At 41.2% G+C, this 21,432-nt stretch carries 16 protein-coding genes and 1 pseudogene; 9 read left to right on the plus strand and 8 right to left on the minus strand.

The window, feature by feature from the left end; translation table 11 throughout:
* Positions 1-164 precede the first annotated feature (164 nt).
* Positions 165-302, plus strand: a complete 138-nt coding sequence (locus H6G41_RS34775) for a hypothetical protein (protein ID WP_206756937.1) — start codon at positions 165-167, stop codon at positions 300-302.
* Between the two features lie 75 nt (positions 303-377).
* On the opposite strand, the gene H6G41_RS34930 is transcribed toward H6G41_RS34775, so the two are convergent.
* A complete protein-coding gene (locus tag H6G41_RS34930; protein ID WP_190743468.1) occupies positions 378-4,106 on the minus strand; it encodes a DUF4912 domain-containing protein in 3,729 nt (1,242 codons plus the stop codon).
* A gap of 544 nt (positions 4,107-4,650) precedes the next feature.
* Here H6G41_RS34930 and H6G41_RS34935 point away from each other — a divergent pair.
* A pseudogene (locus H6G41_RS34935) lies at positions 4,651-4,818 on the plus strand (ABC transporter permease); the annotation flags it as partial.
* 57 nt (positions 4,819-4,875) lie between these two features.
* On the opposite strand, the gene H6G41_RS02965 reads toward H6G41_RS34935, so the two are convergent.
* A complete protein-coding gene (locus H6G41_RS02965) occupies positions 4,876-5,751 on the minus strand; it encodes a ferritin-like domain-containing protein (RefSeq protein ID WP_190743472.1) in 876 nt (291 codons plus the stop codon).
* Positions 5,752-6,202: 451 nt separating this feature from the next.
* Between H6G41_RS02965 and H6G41_RS02970 the strand changes: the two genes are divergently transcribed.
* Positions 6,203-6,403 carry a hypothetical protein gene (locus H6G41_RS02970; protein WP_096642359.1) on the plus strand — a complete coding sequence of 67 codons (201 nt, stop codon included), beginning with the start codon at positions 6,203-6,205 and terminating at the stop codon, positions 6,401-6,403.
* Between the two features lie 253 nt (positions 6,404-6,656).
* Here H6G41_RS02970 and glnA read toward each other — a convergent pair whose 3' ends face one another.
* Entirely contained in the window at positions 6,657-8,072 is a 1,416-nt protein-coding gene (gene glnA, locus H6G41_RS02975) for a type I glutamate--ammonia ligase (RefSeq protein ID WP_190743474.1), read from the minus strand.
* Between the two features lie 356 nt (positions 8,073-8,428).
* Between glnA and apcB the strand changes: the two genes are divergently transcribed.
* Positions 8,429-8,938, plus strand: a complete 510-nt coding sequence (gene apcB / locus H6G41_RS02980; RefSeq protein ID WP_190743476.1) for an allophycocyanin subunit beta — start codon at positions 8,429-8,431, stop codon at positions 8,936-8,938.
* Between the two features lie 281 nt (positions 8,939-9,219).
* Here apcB and H6G41_RS02985 read toward each other — a convergent pair whose 3' ends face one another.
* A complete protein-coding gene (locus H6G41_RS02985; protein ID WP_190743478.1) occupies positions 9,220-9,699 on the minus strand; it encodes a hypothetical protein in 480 nt (159 codons plus the stop codon).
* Positions 9,700-9,829: 130 nt separating this feature from the next.
* On the opposite strand from H6G41_RS02985, the gene H6G41_RS02990 reads away from it, so the two are divergent.
* The gene (locus tag H6G41_RS02990) at positions 9,830-10,648 is read left to right on the plus strand and encodes a TlyA family RNA methyltransferase (RefSeq protein ID WP_190743480.1); all 819 of its coding nucleotides are present in this window, start codon (positions 9,830-9,832) and stop codon (positions 10,646-10,648) included.
* Between the two features lie 7 nt (positions 10,649-10,655).
* Here the strand turns inward: H6G41_RS02990 and H6G41_RS02995 are convergent, their stop codons facing one another.
* The gene (locus H6G41_RS02995; protein ID WP_190743482.1) at positions 10,656-10,934 is read right to left on the minus strand and encodes a Calvin cycle protein CP12; all 279 of its coding nucleotides are present in this window, start codon (positions 10,932-10,934) and stop codon (positions 10,656-10,658) included.
* Between the two features lie 1,153 nt (positions 10,935-12,087).
* Here H6G41_RS02995 and H6G41_RS03000 point away from each other — a divergent pair.
* Both H6G41_RS03000 and H6G41_RS03005 read left to right on the plus strand, forming a co-directional pair.
* On the plus strand, positions 12,088-12,513 hold the full coding sequence (locus H6G41_RS03000; RefSeq protein WP_190743484.1) for a hypothetical protein: 426 nt from the start codon (positions 12,088-12,090) through the stop codon (positions 12,511-12,513).
* Between the two features lie 55 nt (positions 12,514-12,568).
* Complete coding sequence (locus H6G41_RS03005; protein WP_190743486.1) at positions 12,569-13,003, plus strand: hypothetical protein; 435 nt, start codon at positions 12,569-12,571, stop codon at positions 13,001-13,003.
* A gap of 32 nt (positions 13,004-13,035) precedes the next feature.
* Here the strand turns inward: H6G41_RS03005 and H6G41_RS03010 are convergent, their stop codons facing one another.
* A complete protein-coding gene (locus H6G41_RS03010) occupies positions 13,036-15,681 on the minus strand; it encodes a tetratricopeptide repeat protein (protein ID WP_190743488.1) in 2,646 nt (881 codons plus the stop codon).
* A gap of 279 nt (positions 15,682-15,960) precedes the next feature.
* Here H6G41_RS03010 and H6G41_RS03015 point away from each other — a divergent pair, with 279 nt between their 5' ends.
* Positions 15,961-16,239 (plus strand): hypothetical protein, encoded by a 279-nt coding sequence (locus H6G41_RS03015; protein WP_190743490.1) that lies wholly within the window; start codon positions 15,961-15,963, stop codon positions 16,237-16,239.
* A 226-nt stretch (positions 16,240-16,465) separates the two neighbouring features.
* Positions 16,466-18,136, plus strand: coding sequence for an ABC transporter ATP-binding protein (locus H6G41_RS03020; protein WP_190743492.1), 1,671 nt, complete (start codon positions 16,466-16,468; stop codon positions 18,134-18,136).
* A gap of 229 nt (positions 18,137-18,365) precedes the next feature.
* Here H6G41_RS03020 and crtA read toward each other — a convergent pair whose 3' ends face one another.
* Complete coding sequence (gene crtA, locus H6G41_RS03025) at positions 18,366-19,217, minus strand: cyanoexosortase A (RefSeq protein ID WP_190743494.1); 852 nt, start codon at positions 19,215-19,217, stop codon at positions 18,366-18,368.
* A gap of 355 nt (positions 19,218-19,572) precedes the next feature.
* Complete coding sequence (locus H6G41_RS03030) at positions 19,573-21,432, minus strand: WG repeat-containing protein (RefSeq protein WP_199316008.1); 1,860 nt, start codon at positions 21,430-21,432, stop codon at positions 19,573-19,575.

Consider the following 21,432-nt stretch of genomic DNA (forward strand, 5'->3'; position numbering starts at 1 on the left):
TCCAATCAAACTGACTGTTAGTTTTGCACAGAACACGCAGATTCAAGGCGTTCCGAGGACTGTGCCTGAAGCGCTTGAGCAGTCTATTCACCTTTATTTGTATTGTACATCCATATTGAACCAAGCTGAAGGGAATATTAGGTATTAGGCATGGGGCATGGGGCATGGGGTATTGGGTATGGGAAGAGAGTTTTAATGTTTGGTTGGGGGTAGTTGTACCAAAAAGTAGATTTTTGAGAAATAAAAATCCCACCAAGTCTGTAAGTTTGGTGGGGAAAAATGAAAATATTGCTTTAGACTAATCAATCACGCCAGGTTTTAGCACAACCAAGTATGAAAATCTCTTTTCTCAGTCAACAGTCAACACTATTTCCCAGCTATGCTTCTGGGTTGTCTTGGGAGAACTTCTTATGAATGCTTCTAGTTTGCTGTCCATTCGCAGAAGTTGCTGTCATGAGATATTCGATTAAGCTGTCGGAGTAGGGTATGCGGAAATGGAAAGTACCGTCTGGCTTTAGCTTAATGGGATGTCCGGCGATGTTGACGGTTGCATCTGGTTCTGTAGCACCGTGAATAATGATTTCCGCATCAGCGACAAACCAGAAGTCTGGATAGGGACGGCTAAAGACGCGCACGGTGGTTGAACGTGCGAGTGCTTCCCAACGATCGCCTTCTGTGAGATAGCCAATTTCGACAATGTAGTCGCGATCGCTGTTGGGAATGGCGACAAAGCGATCGCTTGAGAATACCTCACAGTCATACTGCTGCACTAGCTGGGGATTTTGATAACTGAGGTCGAGATTGGTGACATCGTACAGCTTGATTGTTAGTTGGGAAACACCGCTATTATGCAATAGTTCCTGTTCTGCATCGGCAAAGTACCAAGTCACATAAGCCCATTTGGCTGTGCGGGGTGCGATCGTAATGTTGCTTTCAATGGCTAGATCATTTGTTTCTAAGTCTGTCTGGATGAAACCAGAACGATCTGCATCTTCGGTGTCAGGTTGGCTGAAAACGCGCACCCTTTCAGAACGGGCGATTGCTACCCAATGTTCGCCATCTGTAGCATAGCCAATTTCGGCAATGTAGTCGCGATCGCTGGCGGGAATTTCGATGAGGCTGTTTTCTGTTGCGGGATCGAATTCATATTGCTGGATGAACTGCGGGGTTTGGTAACTGAGGTCGATTCCTGTGGCATCATATAATCGCAGCAATAATTGACAACCTGTTTCCTGCAATACTTGCTGGTTAACATCAGAAAGTTGCCATGAGACTTCAGCCGATTTTGGACTTTGGGGTGTGAAGTTAATGCTGTCTTGGACATTGTCTGATAAATCATCAGTGTCTTCACCGGGTATAGCAGGATTGCTAAAGACACGCACAATCTGAGAATAGGCGATTTTCACCCAGCGATCGCCTGCTGTTAGATAGCCAATTTCCACAAAATAGTTGCGATCGCTAACTGGGATCGCGACAAAGCGATCGCGTGCTGTATCGTCACATTCGTACTGCTGCACCAGTTGGGGAGTCTGATAACTCAAGTCGATATTAGTCACATCGTACAGTCGCAGCGCTAATCGGGAACCTGAATTTTCTATTGCTTGCTGTTGATGGTCGGAAATGTTCCACGCAGCGTAAGCCCATTTGGGTGTGTGGGGTCTCAGGTTCACACTATCTTGCTCGTCGTCATTTGTGGCAGATGTAACTTCTGCTGCTTCTACTGGTGCATCATTGGTATGGGTATTTGTTCCCGAATCTTCGTTATTGTCATAAATTGTTGCCCAAGCACCAACTCCTGCGCCAGCGGCTACTGCTGCACCACCAGCTAATGCACCTAAGTTACCCAGAGAAACATCTTCTGGCGCATTTGAGGATTCTTCAGTTGTCGGTTCTGGCAGATTTGAGACTATTTCGATGATTTCTTCTTCTGTATCGTCTACAGATGATTCTGCTGCGTCTGCGACTGCATCTAAGGCTAAGTCTTGAACCTCTGGTAAATCGGGAATTGTCGCCGCTGTTTCGATGACGGGTAAATCCCCATCCCCTGTTTGTGCGGGAAACTCTGGTAAGTCTGGAGTTATCGTCACTGTCTCAATAACTGGTAAATCCCCATCCCCTGTTTGTGCGGGAAACTCTGGTAAGTCGGGAATTGTCGCCGCTGTTTCGATGACAGGTAAATCCCCATCCCCTGTTTGTGCGGGAAACTCTGGTAAGTCGGGAATTGTCGCTGCTGTTTCGATGACAGGTAAATCCCCATCCCCTGTTTGTGCAGGAAATTCTGGTAAATCGGGAATTGTCGCCGCTGTTTCGATAACGGGTAAATCCCCATCTCCAGGTTGTACAGGGACTTCTGCTAAATCGGGAATTGTCGCCGCTGTTTCGATAACGGGTAAATCCCCATCCCCTGTTTGCGCAGGAACTTCTGGTAAATCGGGAATTGTCGCCGCTGTCTCATTGACTGGCAATTCTTCATCAGGTGAATCCCATATAGAATAATTGCTATTTCCTACGGGACTGCTGTTATCTTCAGAATTTGTTGCTGTCTCAGTAGTAGCAGACCAAGCCGCCGCACCGGCTGCTATAGCTGCACCTCCTAAGGCTGCACTGCCAATTGTCGTGATATTGTCTGGATTGTTAGATTCCGGCTGAGATGCTTCTGCTTCCCAATTTTGGTTATCCGATGTTACTAAATTATCGGTAGTAGTAGACGGTGCTTCAGCCTTGGCTAAATCACTGTTAGTTGCTGGTACTTCTGGTATGTGTGGATAAGAAGTATTGACAACTGCGGCTGGTGCTTCTGTATCCCATGCAGTATCACCGTTATTTCTAACCTCATCAGTTAATTCTGTATCAGCAGTGCCAGTTGATGTTGCTAATATTGTCGGTTCTTGTGGTGGCGCAGTGGGTACCGATCCTAAATCTTTGTCTGCTGTCTCCACTTCTGGTGTACGTTTCTTGCGGAACAAGAAAAACAATCCACCTAAACCACCCAGCACCAACAAAGGCAATAGTATCAACAATGGTGTGTCCATTGGTACAGTACCATTGTCACCACCAGAAGAATTTGTTGATGACTCGTTAGGATCGGCAGTTGCAGTAGTGGCGTTTGTCTCCGATGTGGGTGAGGTATTCGTTGCAACTGTTGCCTCCGCCGATGCTGGGGAAATTGCGGTAGTAGTGCTAGCCAATGTTGGCAATTGGCCTTGGGCGATCGCGGTTGCTTCTGATGTTCTAGCTGTTTCTATGGCTTGCTGTCCTGGAGGTGCGATCGCAAAGCCTAAAAATCCTGCCGTCCCGATGCTGGGACTTTTCTTGTAGACGTAAACTAAAGGTTGAGAGAAAGGATATTTCCCATCTGTGGGCGCAGCTTCATCTATGGGGATAACTCGCACACCTGGTATTTGCGATACTTGATTGGCTAGAGCGTAGCTAATTCCGTCGTTACCTAATTGTTTGACGATTTCTACAGTATTATCATCAGTGATTTGAGTTGCTGTAGAGCCTGTAGCAAAGGTAGCCGCCTTAAAGGCTGGATAAGTCCGAAAAGTATTGCGAGTGTCGCTAGTTGTCGGGCGATCAATGACGCGGATTTTACCCTTAGCGCCGCCCAATTCTGACCAATCTGTAATTCTTCCTCGGAAAATCCTCGCAAATTGTCTACTAGTTAAGCCGCCTTTAAAAGGATTGTCCGCACCGACAATAATTGCAATTTTTTCGCGGTACAAACGTACTTGCTCTAAACCCTTTGCTTGTTCTTCTTTAGTCAAGCCACGACCTAATGCTGCTATATCTACACTGCCATCTAGTAAACCTTTTAGTGCCGCTTCAGTACCATTCGCTTGAATTTCCACCTTCGCCCCAGAAAACTGCTCCTCAAAACTTTGTTTGAGATTTTGGTTGATTGCATTCAAGCCACTTGAGCCATCAATCCGCACTGTAGTCCCATTTTCCACTGTTGTTGGTAAGGGAAAAGCGGGAGCATCAGTTGCAGATTGTGCCAGTATCTGTTTTGGCACTAAGAGATTTACTGCCATAGGCATAGTTCCCAAAGTCAGCAGTAATGCCAAACGGACTATTGCACTATCTTGTTTTTCTTTTTGCCACATATGCTCCTTATCAGGGTACAGAAATACAGAAATTCGGCCAGCCTTTAACTTTATGTTTATATGTGATTAAACAGGAGACGCGCTAATTATACATCTCCATAAACTTTCTTCTAAAGTTACTTCAATCCTGATTGAAGGATGTATACTGCGTCTAACTTTATCTTGTCTTTTGACCAGATTCATAGACTGTTTATTTTTTTTAAAGTATCTCAGAGGCAGGTTTATAGCTAAGTTTGCAGATAAGTACAACTATTTTCTTTCGTTATATTTACTAAGGCTGAAGTAACTAAAATTCAGCTTATTGCTGCGTATTCCCGACATAATTCTCAGCCATAAAGCAATAATTCAAATACGCTCAACTGCTGCGAAGTTGAAGCATTATTGATGGGAATTTCTCTATTCTCTTTGATTGCGGGCTGAAGTCCTGACTGCAAAAAACGCCAATTTTTACAATCATATAGACTTGCTAAGTCTATATAAAGAAATATTAAGTAATACTTAAAATAAGTTTAAAAAATAACTAAAAAAAGTTAGTTCTCCCCAACTGCTACTCAAAGGCAAAAGGTTAAAAACTTCGCAATTGCAAATTCTCCTAGCTGATAGTCTGACAATTTTTTGGGGAGACTGGCTAAATTTACGTATTAGGCTAGTACAAATTGCTGCATCTGGTTTAGTCTCACCGCTAATATATATTTGGGCATGGGGCATTGGGCATTGGGCATTGGTAAATTATTATTTCTCCGCCTCCCTAGCCTCTAGCCCCTAGCCTCTAACCCCTAGCCCCTATGCCATTGAGGAACATGGGCACAAATTTCTCCATAAATGCTTGCGGATCTCGCTCCCATGCCTTTTGTGCTGCTTGAATTCTCGTAAATTGTAATTCAGGCGCTAGCAATGTTTGGGGTAAACGTTCCATTAGGTATTGGGGACGTTGCCACACTGGCATAGTATTAGCCACCTCTACTAATTTGGCAACCCGCCGCAGTTCTGCGCCAAGGGTGATATCCATACCAGACTCAAACGCCGCTTGTTCAATAGCCGCATACTTGCGCTTGGCTTGCTCAACTTTTTGCCGATGTTCTGGGCTTTTATCGGCTATTTGTGCTAACCAACGGTTACCCCAGCGCACATGTCCGGCTTCTTCTGGGAGAATTTTTTCAATGGTTTCACGAATTTTAATATTTTCTTCAGTTTGTGGTGCTTGCTTTAATGCATAGATGTGAGCAGAGAAATACTCACAACCACGCTTTTCGGTAATGTTAATTGCTGCTAACCCAGAAATTACAGCGTCTTCTAAGTCAGTTTTGGTATTAAAGTAGTCTCGGTCTATCAGCCGATCGAATTCATCGATATAGGAAGAACCTGGTGGTTTGCCAATATTTGCCCCCAAATCTACTAGTAAATCGGTCAACCACATAGCATGACGCGCTTCATCAGATATATGGTGCGATAAATCTTTAATCAGTTCCTTGGGCTGTCCATCTAGTTGTTCAATAACATCAGTCAAGTCTTTACAACTGCGCTGTTCGCTGTAACGGTAGCGATTGAGGACAATTAGATGAACTTCGCGATCGCTTACTACCCTTTTGAGGATATCTCGCGCACTCATCGCATTCTGAAATTTCCGTGGGTAAATGACTGTCATAGTTTATTAACTTTTGTTAAATACGTTCTCATCTGTTTTTGATGGTAACCTAGTTACCTGAGGCAAGAAACCGGCGATCTGGATCAAGATAACTTTCGATGCAATCTTAGTCTTGAGAAAAATCTCCTCCCCAGGAACAGCTGGATAAGGGCGGTTTTGCGCTTTCTGAGAATTTACCCCTCAAATATAAATAAGTGTAATGAATAAGCGATCGCTCTTAAGGCAGGTCTACATCTGTTTTTGAGAACATCCCCAAGCCAGATGTTCAGGCACAATAGGCTTTTGGGACTGAGTCAAGATGATTTTTTTCCCCGACAAAGTAATATTTTATGTTAAGATTTATTGCTAAAAGCTATTTTGTAGCTGTTGTTACAGAATTGTTTGCTATATTAATTAAAGAAAGACGAAACCAAATTATTTATTTATAACTAAACACTAGGAGGACTAGGTTATGTCTATTGAAGAAAAATCTCGTGCAATTATGGTGCGTCAATATCAAGAAGTCAAGAAACGTCAACAATCCATGCTGATGCGTAGTGCACAAGAACTCGGTCTTCCTGAAGAAATGTCTCACTACTGGAACCCCATTCAAGGTAAGGTAGACCAAGCTAGCCGTACGCTTTATGGCAGCAGCCACGCAGGTATGAGTTAGGTTGCAAGTGGAATTTAGCTGAGTTGAAGGAGAAAAAAATACACCATGACTGATAAATCAGGTGTCTCAGCTTTGATAAAAAACCCCCTTTATTTGAAAGGGGGTTTTGCATCCTGATAGTGATTAACTTCAAAAAAAAGCCACCCCTGAGGGCGGCTTAAAAATTAGCAGCAAGAAATGTTCAGGTGCAAAAGGTAGAAAACTTATCTCTTCAGTTTTCTTTCCTTGTGCGTACTGATGCTAGTTATCAAAATTAGCAATCGTAGTACAAATAAAATTCGTAAGGATGAGGACGCAGTTGTAACTGCTTAACTTCATTAACTAGCTTGTACTCAATCCAATTTTGGATAAAGTCTTCTGTGAATACACCAGTGTCTGTTAAGAAAGCATGATCATTTTCCAGCGCTGACAAGGCCAGGTCTAGAGAACCGGGAGTTGAAGGAATCTTCGCCAGTTCATCTGGAGATAGTTCATAGATGTTCTTATCTAAAGGTTCACCGGGATGGATTTTATTCTTGATACCATCAATACCAGCACAAAGCATAGCAGCAAATGCTAAGTAAGGGTTAGAGGTAGCGTCTGGACAACGGAACTCTAAACGCTTAGCTTTAGGGTTACTACCAGACAAAGGAATGCGGACAGAAGCAGAACGGTTACCTTGGGAGTAAGCCAAGTTAACTGGTGCTTCATAACCAGGTACTAGACGCTTGTAAGAGTTGGTGGTGGGGTTGGTGATTGCCAATAATGCTGGTGCGTGTTTGAGGATACCACCGATGTAGTACAGTGCCATGTCGCTCAAACCAGCATACTTATCACCGCCAAATAGGGGTTTACCATCTTTCCAGATAGACTGGTGACAGTGCATACCCGAACCGTTATCACCAAAAATTGGTTTTGGCATAAAGGTGACGGTTTTGCCATATTTTCTGGCGACGTTCTTGATGACATATTTGTAGGTCATCAGCCAGTCAGCAGCTTCGATTAGCTTACCAAATCTGAAACCCAGTTCGCATTGACCACCGGTGGCAACTTCGTGGTGCTGCTTTTCAATGGGTACGCCGCAAGCTGCCATTGTTAACAGCATTTCTGTACGGATATCTTGGAAGCTATCAGTTGGCGGTACTGGGAAGTAGCCTTCTTTGAAGCGTGTTTTGTAACCTAGGTTAGGACTTTCCTTTCTACCTGTGTTCCAACGACCTTCTACAGAATCTACATGGTAGTAGCCTTCGTTAGCAGTTTGGTCATAACGAACATCATCAAAAATGAAAAATTCGGCTTCAGGGCCAAAGAAGGCTGTGTCACCAAGTCCTGTAGAGACTAAGTAGTCTACGGCTTTTTGAGCAATAACGCGGGGACAGCGGTTATACCATTCGCCTGTGCGAGGTTCTTTAATGCTACAAATTATACTTAGTGTTGGCTCTTTCATGAATGGATCGATCCAGGCAGTGTTTGGATCGAGAACCATTGTCATGTCTGACTCTTCGATGCCTTTCCAACCCCGAATACTGGAACCGTCGAAAGGTACACCATCAGTGAATGAACTTTCATCGATTTGGTTGTGGTACACAGTGAGGTGCTGCCATGTCCCTGGTGCATCGATGAATTTCAGATCAATCATCTGAATCTTTTGGTCTTGAATCAATTTCAAGACTTCTTGTGGGGTTGTCATTGTTACTCCTTCTCTGCCAATTAAATAAACTCAATCTAGAATCTTCAAAGCTTGCTGACCCTGCTGAGCTGAACCCAATTGTGACACACCTGGAATATCCTAAGGATAGGAGATTATGAAAATTTGTAGTTTTTGTTACAGTTCTTCTAGTTTGGGAGTTATTTAACCTTTCTGTAACATCTGTACAAAACTCAAACATATCATCTCATAGGGGGCAACTTTGGCATAGAATCCTTAAGTAGCGGATAGATTGTTTTGTGCCGAAATCTATATTGTAATTGGCACAAAAATGACTGTGCATAAAAGCAGCCAGATAAATATCAAACCATAGATACTAATGATTGGGAGAAACCAGAATGCGCGATGCAGTAACAACTTTAATTAAGAATTATGACGTAGTTGGACGGTATTTTGACCGGAATGCGCTCGACAGCCTTAAATCCTACTTTGATAGTGGTACTGCACGAGTTCAAGCTGCGGGAGTGATCAATTCCAACGCAGCTGCAATTGTCAAGCAGTCTGGTGCTAAATTATTTGAAGAATTGCCAGAGTTGATTCGCCCTAGCGGGAACGCTTATACAACTCGTCGTTATGCAGCTTGTCTGCGCGATATGGATTACTACTTGCGCTATGCTACATACGCGCTAGTGGCTGGCAATACCAATGTATTGGATGAGCGGGTACTGCAAGGGTTGCGCGAAACTTACAATTCTTTAGGCGTACCCATCGGCCCTACAGTGCGTGGCGTGCAAATTATGAAGGATATTGTCAAGGCACAAGTGGCAGCAGCAGGTGTGGCTAATACTGCCTTTGTTGATGAGCCATTTGACCATATCACTCGTGAATTAAGCGAAACCGATATCTAACTCTCTGGGGCGGGCAATTGTCCACCCCTTAATAATATCAATAGCGATCGCTCTACAAAACTTTTGGCAAGAGCGATCGCTTTTTTCGTAATACATAAAACCGCGATTTATTTAAAAAATTAAAGCATAAATTAACATTTGCAGATTTGCTAATTAATCTGCTTTTGTCAATGAGCAATTTTGCTGATAAAAAAATATCAATGGGGGTCTTCAATTTTGAATTGTAAAATTTTGAATTCCCCAAGAGTGAATATTGTGGCGAGGAAAATTAGTTACAAAAATTAATAATATTCAATCAGTAACGGCCCTTCGGGAATGAATCGAGAGGTAAAGTTAGTTTTTTTACCTAAAGCTTTTAAAGCAGCTACAGCGATGGGTGATTTTAAAGGTTTTAACTCTTTGACTTCCCAAAAAATTGCCCAAGTCGGTTTATCAGTTAAAGTCGATGGCGGACGAAACTGAGATTTACCTGCATATCTCCCATTGCGCGAATTTCCATGACCAATATATAAACCTTGCCAAGCAGCTTCTGAGTTTAGCGGTTGATTAACACAGTTAGAAGCATAAATTAATACTTCTACTTCTTTATCTCCACGTAATTCATCCGCCTTCCGAAAAACTTCAAAAGCCATGCTACCAAAAGCGACTTTAATTGTTTCATCGTTGAGTTCATTTTCTAGCTTTTCCATTGTTTCCAAGGCAGACAGCAAGTGCATCTCCGGAACAGGTGCCAGAATCGCGAAGGAATTTGTTTTAGCCATGTTCTGTCCCCATATCTTAGCCTTGTCATTATAGTGACGTTTCTGGGAAACCTAAAGGAACACAGATGAAGATAACTGCGATTGTCCCAAATCCGGCACAATAGAAAATGCTCATGACAATCTAGTTAATTTGGCTAAACAACGACTCGACACACTATTAGTAGAAAGAAATTTATGTACTTCTCGCGCCTTAGCACAGCGACTCATTCAGGCGGGGGAAGTCAGCGTGAATCAACAGGTTGTAGATAAACCGGGTACAGAAGTTGATATTACTGCTGATATTCAGCTTAAAGAGCGATCGCGCTTTGTTTCTAGAGGCGGTGAAAAACTGGCGAAAGCTGTAGAAAACTTTGCAATTCCTGTAGAAGGACGCATTTGTCTAGATGGGGGGATTTCTACAGGTGGTTTTACCGATTGTTTGCTACAAGCTGGAGCTAAACAAGTTTACGGTATTGATGTCGGTTACGGACAAGTTGACTGGCGATTGCGCAATGACTCGCGGGTAATTTTGCGGGAACGTACCAACTTACGCCAACTACAACCACAGCAATTGTATGGCGGAACCGATGCAATTCCCGATTTAGCAGTGGTTGATGTTTCGTTTATTTCCTTAACGAAAATCTTGCCAGCTTTGTGGCAACTCACCCAAGCACCACGGGAAGCAGTATTATTAATCAAGCCACAATTTGAAGTTGGTAAATCCCGCGTTGGTAAAAAAGGCGTGGTGCGCGACCCAAACGACCATGCAGACGCAATTTTCCAGGTTTTGCAAGCGGCGGAAGCGTTAGGCTGGAAATATCAAGGTTTAACTTGGTCGCCAATTACCGGGCCTGCGGGGAATATCGAGTATCTTTTATGGTTGAGAATGGATGGCGAAACACCATCGCCTAATTTAGAAGCAATTCAGCATATCACTAAATCAGCGATCGCTAATTTGAGAGAAAATTAACAAACTATTAAACATCGTATATCAAGCACTCAACTGCTTCTGGATGCTGTTCGCAGTAGCTTTCTAAATCGGTTTTGCGTTTTTTGGCTTGCTGTTGATGGGCTTTTTCAGCCTGCAATTCTTCCACAATTTCCCATGCTACAGCACAATTAGGGGAATTATCGCCTGTGCGATCGCAGGTTGTCCGCGCTTCATTAATAGCTTCTTTGATGGCTTGGTCGAGGGTTTTGGTGCCATTTTGATGCGCATTCACAGCAGCCTGAACTACTTCTAAAGTTGTCTGCATGATACTTTTACCTTTCTGTAGTGAAATAGAGATGAGACTCCTTGCAAAACGTACTTTTGCAGGTAAATTCTATTCTGACAAATTTGCGCAGAATTGGCCTAAATATCTGACTTTTGTGCAATATTTCCTGATTTTGGACTATGTCTATTGGTATAAAATAATGATAAGAAATTACAATATTAATTATTTGTAATTCTTGTTTTATAGCTACAAACACTGATAAATATAGGTTTTAACGATTAGTTAAAAATTAGCACTGATTGATTTATTTTGATATTTAAGCGAAATAGGGGAGTAATAAAGTAAATATTACTGCTCAATTCACTGATTTATTCACAGATAAAATTGCGAAAATACCGCTTTCTAAGATTGTTGATGATAGTTGAATTCTGTAATTTCTAAGACTTTACATAGCAAATTTTTAAGTAATGTAAACGCTAATACATAATAGATATTGCAAGATGTATCTTCAGGAACTAAATATGAGAAATTGTAGAAACCTTTGCATAAGAGTATTTAAGCCTTAGTGTTGTTTTCTTGGGTATGCGATCGCTATTATTTTGCTAGAAGTTTAAGTGAATAATTTTTAAGGTTAGCTAACTTTTATATCTAAAAATAAATTTTATCTGACCTTTTGTATAAAAATATAATTCAGCCCTTAGTATGTTAACTAGCTTGAAAATGGGCATTGGGTATTGGGCATGGGAAAGCGAGATTTCCATGTTTGGTCGTGAAATTTTTTCGTGATTAACTGTCTTCAAAGCAATTTAGAAGAGGTTTATTTTGGAAATTCAATGGGGATTCAACTTTCTATCTCAGTTGATTCAGTTAGCATTTTGGCTGTTTATGCTAGGATTAATTTCCTCAATTAGTTTTTTTATATGCAAAAATAAGATTAATTTCAAAAAAATATTAGCTAACAAAACTAATAATCAATATAGTCTAGAAAGATTGCAGCTATTGTTAATTACTTTGATATTTGCGGCTTACTATCTGTTGAATGTATTGCATAGCGTAAATATTTGCAAATTGAAGCATGTAACTTGTACTATGCCGCCAATCCCCTTAGAATTTTTGTTTGCATTAGGAGGAAGTAATTTTGTCTACCTTTGGAGTAAGTTCTCTACAGTTTTGAAACAGCGGAGGTCAGAGCGTGTTTGAGGTGCAAAAAGACTTTATAATTTTGGCGCTGGTTATTGGTTTTACTCTGACATTTTTTTTGGTAGTTTTAGAAGTCTTCATTCTCATATTTATTTGGGAAGGTACTTGGAATTATAATGCTGAGAAAAAAAGAGGAATTAATCTGAATAATCTGATTAGTGACAGTTCAGGTGATGCTAGCCTCGCACGTTTTCAGTTATTAATATTTACTTTTGTAATCTCCATGAGTTTAGTCCTAATTATTACTAGCAGTCAGCCACCAGCTTTCCCGACAAATATTCCCGATCAAATTTTAGGTTTATTAGGTATTAGCAGTACTTCTTACGTTCTTGGTAAAGCTTTACAAAATCAAGTTAAAAATCAGGATGCACAATCAACAGTAACTTCAGAAAATCAAAGTTCAAATTCTGATTCTTAGAGAATGTTTGAAAAGATAAATAGTAGGTTGGGTTAAACGAAGTGAAACCCAACATTTGCGAGGGCTTGTTGGGTTTCGTTCCTCAACCCAACCTACCCATTTTCTAACTTCACAACAAAAGCGATCGCACTCTGAACACCATGATTCTCCCTTAGAACAAAAGCGATCGCACTCTGAACACCATCATTCTCCCTCAGAACAAAAGCGATCGCACTCTGAACACCATGATTCTCCCTTAGAACAAAAGCGATCGCACTCTGAACACCATGATTCTCCCTCAGAACAGGAGCGATCGCACTCTGAACATCATTATTCCCCCTTAGAACACGAACGTTCTCGTTTAGAACACAAACTTTCGCCTTCAGAACACCATGATTTCACCTCAGAACAAGAACGTTCTCGTTTGGAACCTGAACATTCGAGTTCGGAACACGAAACTTTGAGTTCAGAACATGAAACTTCGAGTTCGGAACTCGGAACTTGGAGATAGAAGCTTGAATAATGAGGTTCGGAACTTGAATTTTACTGTTGTGATTTCAAAGAGTCGCGCAAATATGCTAAATTTTTACGCACAGTTACAGTATTAGGATGATTTACTCCTAACCGTTGCTCACAAATATCTAAAGCTTGGATGAACAAGGGTTCAGCTTGGCTGTAGTTTTCTTGGGAAGCGTAGAGTAACGCTTGGTTGTTGAGGCTTTGTGCAACATCAGGATGTTCTTCACCGAGCAAGCGTCGCCTTAATTCTAAAGCTTGGATGTTCAACGCTTCAGCTTGGCTGTATTTTCTTTGGGAATTGTAGAGTAACGCTAGGTTGTTGAGGCTAGTTGCAACATTAGGATGTTCTTCACCTAGCAAGCGTCGCTTTAATTCTAAAGCTTGGATGCACAAAGCTTCAGCTTGGCTGTATTTTCTTTGGAAACGGTAAAGTCCCGCTAGGTTGTTGAGGCTAGTTGCAACATTAGGATGTTCTTCACCTAGCAAGCGTCGCTTTAATTCTAAAGCTTGGATGCACAAAGCTTCAGCTTGGCTGTATTTTCTTTGGAAACGGTAAAGTCCCGCTAGGTTGTTGAGGCTAGTTGCAACATTAGGATGTTCTTCACCTAGCAAGCGTCGCTTTAATTCTAAAGCTTGGATGCACAAAGCTTCAGCTTGGCTGTATTTTCTTTGGAAACGGTAGAGTCCCGCTAAGTTGTTGAGGGTAATAGCAACATTAGGATGTTCTTCACCTAGCAAGCGTCGCACTAATTCCAAAGCTTGGATAAACAAGCGTTCAGCTTCGCTGTATTTTCCTTGGGAAGAGTACAGTCCCCCTAGAGTGTTGAGGCTTTGTGCAACATCAGGATGTTCTTCACCGAGCAAGCGTCGCCTTAATTCCAAAGCTTGGATGTTCAAGGCTTCAGCTTGGCTGTATTTTCCTTGAGAATCGTAGAGTGATGCTAGGTTGTTGAGGCTAGTTGCAACATCAGGATGTTCTTCACCGAGCAAGCGTCGCATTAATTCCAAAGCTTGGATGTTCAACGCTTCGGCTTGGCTGTATTGTCCCTGGGAAGCGTAGAGTAACGCTAGGTTGTTGAGGCTAGTTGCAACATCTGGATGTTCTGCACCCAAGCGTTTTTTAGTAGATTCTAGACACTGCTCAAACCAAGGTGCTGCTTGATCATACAATCCTTGACCATTATAAAATCGAGCGTTGCCAACGAATACCCAAATTAAATCATCATCGCTTACATACTGAATGAGATTATCCGCTACTTCTACCAAGTGAGGTATAGCGGGGGCTACATCCTTAATTTGCTGAAGTGTGGGAGTGTCAGGAATATCTTTAGCAACTGCTACCATTACCCAGCAAAAACTTTGCTTAAATTCCTCTGCTTGTTCTAAACCTGTCAGCTTATCTTGGAAAAACTCCCGCAGCAGGGGATGTAGTTGATAAATTCCCTCACCTTTGTGCTGGAGTAAATGCAACTGTAACAAATCTCGTCTAGCTTTTTTCCAATCTTGAGCCGCATTATTTATTGTTACACTCTCCACCAATTCCCAAGGAATCGGAGCTAAAGCAAATAAACTCAGAAGACAGCCTAAATGTTGAGCATTTTCTCGCAACCGTCGCCAACTTAACTCAAAAGCAGCCGCAACACCCAACTTCACAACCATTTCTTGGGGAACTTCTTCTAAAGCCTCATGCTTTAAACGCTCTTTTTCCAAGTCTTGCAGCATTTCTGCTAGGGTTAATTCTTCATCACCTAACAAATAACGCCCGACTAATTCTAAACCTAAGGGTAAATATCCCAGCCATTTACAAAGTTTTCTCGCAACTAACGCCTCACGCCGCAGTCTTTCTCTACCAACTATAGATTTTAATAACTGCATCGCCGCTAGTGGTGTCAGCACATCTAAATCTAATCGCACTATTGGCGGTTGTAATTTCTCCCGCGTGGTAATTAACTGCTTAAACCGAGAAGGAACAGACTCTAAATAACACCTAACTTCGTCTCGATAGTTTGTAACGTTATCAATTACCAGTAAAACCTCACCCTGATGCCATTTTTCTAGACAGTGTTGCACTCTCCCAACTAAATCTAAATCATCTGGGGGGTTTAATTGCAGTTGATTACGCGCAAACTGCACCAATTGCACCCCCACATCCTGTAATGCAGACAACCAGCAAATTCCGCCTTGATAAGTGACGCGGTGCAAATTCGCATATTGCAGTGCTAGTTCTGTTTTTCCGACTCCACCCATTCCTGCAATAGCCGCAATAGCTACCTGTTGATTTTCCTGCAACAATCGATGGAGGTTTTGCAATTCCGTTTCTCGTCCGACAAACTTTGTTACCCCACTCAAGGGAATATTATGATGAATTTCTTTTGTTGTTTGAGCACGGGGAATATCGTTACCGTTATATTTTGCTGTTAGGTAAGCCTTTAATGTTTCTAGCTTTCCACGTTTAGAGCTAGCTAACTCAGCACAACTCTGAGCAAACTTGTCATACACCTCAGTCATCCGCTTTTTGAAAGCAGCTGCACCAATATTAATCTCGCTTGCGAGTTTCGCTTCACTTTTACCTGAGTTTTCAGCCTGTAACCTGGCTAAAAAGGCTGCTGTTTGCTCTGGGGATAACTCATGAGTAGCAGCTTCTTGTTTTAAAAACTCATCCCATTGCATAGACAGCCTGAAAAATTTTACTTGATTTAGACTTCTGGTGCGAATAATTTGCCCTCACCCTAAATCCCTCTCCCAAGCTTGGGAGAGGGACTTTGAAATTCACTCCCCTTCTCCCTGAGGGAGAAGGGGTTGGGGGATGAGGGCAAATTTTGCATTCGGAAAAGAGGTTGATTCTACTTATCTTCTACTTAATTTCTACCTTATCTCTATTTGTCAGGAATTTCCGGCTTTAAGGACAGAAATACCATAAAAACAGTTAACCGAGCGGAGATTCACGCCATGACTACTTCTTTACAAACTTCTACCAACTCTCAACCATCTACCCAAACCTCACAATTAATTACCACATCTTCCCCAACAATAGAAAAACCTTCTGCTTGGATGCGCGACGGTTACAGCCCGACTGAAATCATCCTCGCAACAGCAATTTTAACTTCCTTATGTATAGGAGGAATCGCAACGGTAATTATGTCCATGACTGAGTTAGTCAAAACTTTAGCACCAGAAAGAGATAATAAACTAAACCAGCCGACAAAGAAATCTAATTTAAGAGGCTAGGAACTAAGGACTAGGGGGGAGAGAAATTTTCATGCTTGGTTGTGTGATTTTCTCGTGATGAGTTGAGTTTTTCATCTCTGGTTCTGGAATTGCTGGAACCGGATGAAACCCAACTATGAAATTTAAAATACCCGAAGAGTATGAACCGCAAACGAGTTTTACTAATCTGCTAGACTAGCCTAAATTTGCAAATATAAAAACTCATGGCGCAAGCCGATAAAAAACTATGAGTGAAGCTTTATTTTCTGTAGAAAATCTGCGCGTTGCTTATCCTCAGCCGAGTGGAGAAGAACTTAAATGGGCTGTAGATGATGTATCTTTTACACTGCAAGCTGGTGAAAGAATGGGCTTGGTGGGGGAGTCTGGTTGTGGGAAATCAACCTTGGGGCGGGCTGTCATGCGGTTGCTACCTGGCTCTAGTAGGATTGAAGGGACAGCAAGATTCCAGGGGAAGAACGTATTTGATTTAACACCGCCAGAAATGCGCAAGTTTCGCGGGGAAGCGGTGGCGTTAATTTTCCAAGATCCGATGACGCGCCTCGATCCATTGATGACTATTGGTAAACATTGTGTTGAAACACTCCAAGCGCACGCACCAGAATTATCAGCAGCACAAGCCAAGGAAAAAGCGATCGCAACTTTAGAAAAGGTAAAAATTCCGGCGAGTCGGTGGAATCAGTATCCCCATGAGTTTAGCGGGGGAATGCGGCAAAGGGTAGCGATCGCTTTAGCTTTACTTCTCAATCCCAAGTTAATTGTCGCTGATGAACCGACTACCAGCTTAGATGTTACGGTTTCCGCCCAAATCTTGCAGGAATTAACTAGATTGTGCGGGGAGGAAAACATGGGTTTGCTGTTGATTTCCCACGATTTAGCAATGGTTGCGGAATACTGCGATCGCATTGGCGTGATGTACCAAGGTAAAATGGTGGAAATGGGGGCAACGCAAACGGTATTTCGTCATCCAGAACACGAATATACGCGATCGCTTTTACAAGCAGCTTTACATATCCAAGCGGTTGATGATAGCGGGGAATTAATTCTCGCTAATGATGAACAGCAGCAAGTTCCCAACCCAGAAGCAGAATCGCCAATTTTGCGTATCAGCGAACTCAAGCAGCATTACACTATTGAACCGAATTTTATTGAGCGATTATTTAAAAGAGAAAGTCAAACAATAAAAGCTGTCGATGGAATTGATTTGGAATTGTATCCTGGGGAAATCTTGGGATTAGTGGGGGAATCTGGCTGTGGTAAAAGCACCCTTTCACGGACAATTTTGCAATTAATTAAACCTACTGGTGGTAAAGTCGAATTTTTAGGACAGGAATTAACTAAATTATCCCGTCAACAAATACGTTCTTCCCGGCGACAAATGCAGATGGTGTTTCAAGATCCCCATGCTTGTCTTAACCCAGCTATGACGGTAGGGCAAAGTATAGGCGATCCTTTATTAATTCACAATCTCGCGGATGCGGCTAAAGCTAAAGAAGAAGTATTGTGGATGTTAGAAAAAGTCGGTTTAACACCCGCAGAAGTTTATTATCAGCGCTATCCTTCTGATTTATCTGGGGGACAACAGCAGCGAGTTGCGATCGCTCGTGCTTTGATTACTCGTCCTAAACTATTAATCTGTGACGAACCTGTGAGTATGTTAGATGCTAGCGTTCAGTCACAAGTACTGGATTTAATGTTGCAGTTAAAGCAAGAATTTGAGCTAACCTATCTGTTTATCACCCATGACTTGTGGTTAGCGAGATTTTTATGCGATCGCATTGCCGTAATGAATGGCGGTAAAATTGTCGAAATAGGTGCGACAAAACGAATATTTGCTAATCCTCAGCATCCTTATACAAAAACTTTATTAGCTGCTGCACCCTTATTAGCAAGAGCTTAATTAATTTTCACTCAAGCGGCACATCACTATATTCTAGAGGGCATGGCATTGCCATGCCACTACCATCTGTCCTATTCTTTTTTCAAATTGGTATGACTTTGAGTAGGGGTGTTGTCGCCTAGCGCAATGCACCGCAAGCTTCTACTCAGAGAACTCCAAAAAATAAATTTATCTGTCAACAGTCAACAGTCAACCCTGAGCGAAGTCGAAGGGTCAACCGTCAACCCCATCAAGATTGTTCCGTCTTTTGCATTTGTCGCTCTTCTTGTCGCAAAATCAACATATAGATTACACCAAAAATTAAAATGCCAAATACACCAAAAGAATAGGAAGCATTTCCACCATGCCAACTATGAAAAGCCGCCTCATTTGTGCCTACCATCACGGCTAATATAGCAATTCTAATTGCATTGAGAAAAAAGCCTAAAAACATCGCAAACAGCGACACAAATACTCGCTTGTATTTAGCGATCGGGAACATCACCAACGCAATAATTGATATACCTAAGAGATAATTGATAGTGTCGATACCAGAACAACTTGGAACTACTTTGACACTACCTGTTGGCAGATGAATATATACCCCCTTCAGGGTAACATCAAAGCCTGAATACCATAAAAGCAGGCTAGCAAATTTTGCACTCAAAGGGGAAATATCTAACAATAACTCAGCAAGTACGCTAGGTATTTCTAGAAAAAATAGAATAGTAAATGCTTCCCAATATTGCTTTAACCCCCTAAAGCCAGAAGCTAATAAACCCACACCCACAGCCGAAGCTAAGGGGAAAAGACGAATAACATATCCTAAATTATGAGTTGTACTTTGCCATAATACCCAACTAATTATTAGCCAACCGAGAATACTAGAGAAAACATCACTTTCAAAGTTAAATGTATGGCGTTTATCCCACAATATCGAGCCAATAGCGAAGAAAAATAAAATACTCATGCCTAAATGGCCGACATCATGAGCTTTCCAAACTAAGGTAAGACAAATTGCAGCTAACCCAGCAGCAATGCTTAAAAGCCAGAAGGGTTCAGTTTTGAGGATTTTGGCTGATTTTAGATGAGTAATATTCATTGTCAGATTGAGTTGGTGAATGTCGGTAGGAATACAAAAATATTCGCCCTAGGTTTCTAGTCTGTGGGCGTGGTGAATTGGTGATGCTCCCTCTATGATTCTTATCAATCTATGAATAGAATTAAGTTTTTGTTATTTTAAATGTGATTTATATGTCTTAATGTAATCAAAATTTAAGTATAAGAACGGATATTAAATAAATTCTTTATAAAATCAGCACAGAAATATATAAAGTTTTAGTGAAGTGAATTTGGTATTGGGTATGGGGGAGCCAGTGCGTTGGGCGGCTTTGCCGACTTGAAGAAACTGGCGTCATGGGGTATTGGGGAGATAATTTTGTTGAAGAATTCAATATTTACAATTTCCGAATATATCCCCATTTACCCCCAACATTCACTAATGCCATACCATCAACAAAAGGTTTAGCACTATCAAAATTTGGGGGAATGGTAAATTCAGCATACTGATTAATATATCCCCATTTATTTCCTAATTTCGCGGGAGCTAAACCTTCTGAAAAATTATTAGCATCATCAAACTGGGGTGGAATAACGTAATTGCCGTTTTTATCTATATAACCTAATTTATCCTGAAATTTTATTAATGCTAAACCTTGGAAAAAATTGTTAGCATCATCAAAATTAAATTGAATAATACCATTTCCCTGTTTATCAATATAACCCCACTTATCTGCCATTTTTACTGCTGCCAAATCTTCAGAAAATGATTTAGCATCTTCAAAGTTGGCAGGAATAACTAAGGGGACATTGTTTCCAATATATCCTTGTCCAATATAACCCCACTTATCAGCTTTTTTAACTGCTGCTAATCCTTCTGAGAATGATTTGGCATCATTGAATTGTTGCTTAATTTTTAGGTTACCAGTTGGATCGATATAGCCATATAAATTTTTGAATTTTACTAGTGCTAGTCCTTCTGAGCAAGGTTTAGCAATATCAAAGTCAAAGCGAGTTAGTAGTTTACCCGTTTGATTAATATAAGCGTATTTATATCCCATTTTGACAGCAGCGATACCTTGAGAAAAGGGTTCAACCCAGTCAAATTGAGCTTTAAGAATGATTTCTTGCGAGATATTTCTGGTAATATAATGAGTATTTACCCGCCTATGGGTAAAGCTATTATTTTTGATTTCTTTGGAGTCAAATTTACCAGGCGGCTTTGAGTAAACTTCAGATTTAAGCAACTTTGCTAAAGCATTATTATCTTCTCGTAAACCTTCGTAGAAAAATAACAATTCTCCTTGCAAACCAACGGAACGATTATACTTGATCGCCTGGACTAAATATTCTGGAGAAATTCGATATGTGCCTTGTTTTATGAGCACACCAGGAACGAGTTGGGGTAATTGCTGCTTGGTAAAATTACTCGCGATAAATCTATCTATATCTCGCTTATAAGTATCAAAATCTTTCCAATATACCTGGGGATGAATTAAATCCACTAATCCTAAGTCAACCCAAGCTTGAGAATCTTGGAGATAGTTTTCATAACCCCAAGGATAAACGCTAGGAGACATGGAAATAATTAAGTCAGGTTTGATATTAATAATTTCTCGGTAGAAGCGGGTTAAAAAATTAGAAAGAATATCAGCTCGCCATTGTAACCAAGTGGGATCTTTGATATTTTCTGGTGGAAGTCGATTAAATTCTTGATTATAACGAGCAATTGTTTTATCATCATAACCTGCTTCACTAGGTAAAGCGGGAAAGCGATCGTCTCCTTGAATTCCAGCTATTTCATAGTTTTTAACGACTTCAAGAAATAAATTTAATAAAAATTCTTGGACTTGACTATCAAAAGCATTTAGCCAAGTAAAGCCATTTTTAACAACTGTTTTTTTAGTAGCATCAATCGCCGCCCATTCTGGTTTTTTGGTGAGGATGGTATCATTTGGTTTTTGGTATGAACTAGCAAAACCATATTCAAACCAAGGAATCACAGCAATATTAACTCGTTTCGCCTCAACGATTAATTCTGCTAAGGGATCTCTACCTTTAAATCTTTGGTTAATTTCTACCCCAAAATTTTCTCCCATGACTTTACTGGGATAAATGGTTTCGCCATTATTCCAAACAACAGGAAATACTACGTTGAATCCTGTGTCAGCGAGAAAGTCCATTGCTTCAGCAATATTTTGTCGAGAATTTAAGACTTGGCTAGCTGTTGTTGTAATCCAAATACCACGAATTTCCAT

The sequence above is a fragment of the Tolypothrix sp. FACHB-123 genome, from assembly GCF_014697075.1.
In the GTDB taxonomy this organism is placed as follows: domain Bacteria; phylum Cyanobacteriota; class Cyanobacteriia; order Cyanobacteriales; family Nostocaceae; genus Aulosira.

Coding starts and splice junctions, on each gene's coding strand:
- H6G41_RS02985 (WP_190743478.1), bottom strand. CDS start 9,699: ATGGCTAAAACAAATTCCTTCGCGATTCTGGCACCTGTTCCGGAGATG.
- H6G41_RS02965 (WP_190743472.1), bottom strand. CDS start 5,751: ATGACAGTCATTTACCCACGGAAATTTCAGAATGCGATGAGTGCGCGA.
- H6G41_RS03030 (WP_199316008.1), bottom strand. CDS start 21,432: ATGGAAATTCGTGGTATTTGGATTACAACAACAGCTAGCCAAGTCTTA.
- apcB (WP_190743476.1), top strand. CDS start 8,429: ATGCGCGATGCAGTAACAACTTTAATTAAGAATTATGACGTAGTTGGA.
- H6G41_RS03015 (WP_190743490.1), top strand. CDS start 15,961: ATGACTACTTCTTTACAAACTTCTACCAACTCTCAACCATCTACCCAA.
- H6G41_RS34930 (WP_190743468.1), bottom strand. CDS start 4,106: ATGTGGCAAAAAGAAAAACAAGATAGTGCAATAGTCCGTTTGGCATTA.
- glnA (WP_190743474.1), bottom strand. CDS start 8,072: ATGACAACCCCACAAGAAGTCTTGAAATTGATTCAAGACCAAAAGATT.
- H6G41_RS03010 (WP_190743488.1), bottom strand. CDS start 15,681: ATGCAATGGGATGAGTTTTTAAAACAAGAAGCTGCTACTCATGAGTTA.
- H6G41_RS03020 (WP_190743492.1), top strand. CDS start 16,466: ATGAGTGAAGCTTTATTTTCTGTAGAAAATCTGCGCGTTGCTTATCCT.
- H6G41_RS02995 (WP_190743482.1), bottom strand. CDS start 10,934: ATGCAGACAACTTTAGAAGTAGTTCAGGCTGCTGTGAATGCGCATCAA.
- H6G41_RS34775 (WP_206756937.1), top strand. CDS start 165: ATGGGGTATTGGGTATGGGAAGAGAGTTTTAATGTTTGGTTGGGGGTA.
- H6G41_RS02970 (WP_096642359.1), top strand. CDS start 6,203: ATGTCTATTGAAGAAAAATCTCGTGCAATTATGGTGCGTCAATATCAA.
- crtA (WP_190743494.1), bottom strand. CDS start 19,217: ATGAATATTACTCATCTAAAATCAGCCAAAATCCTCAAAACTGAACCC.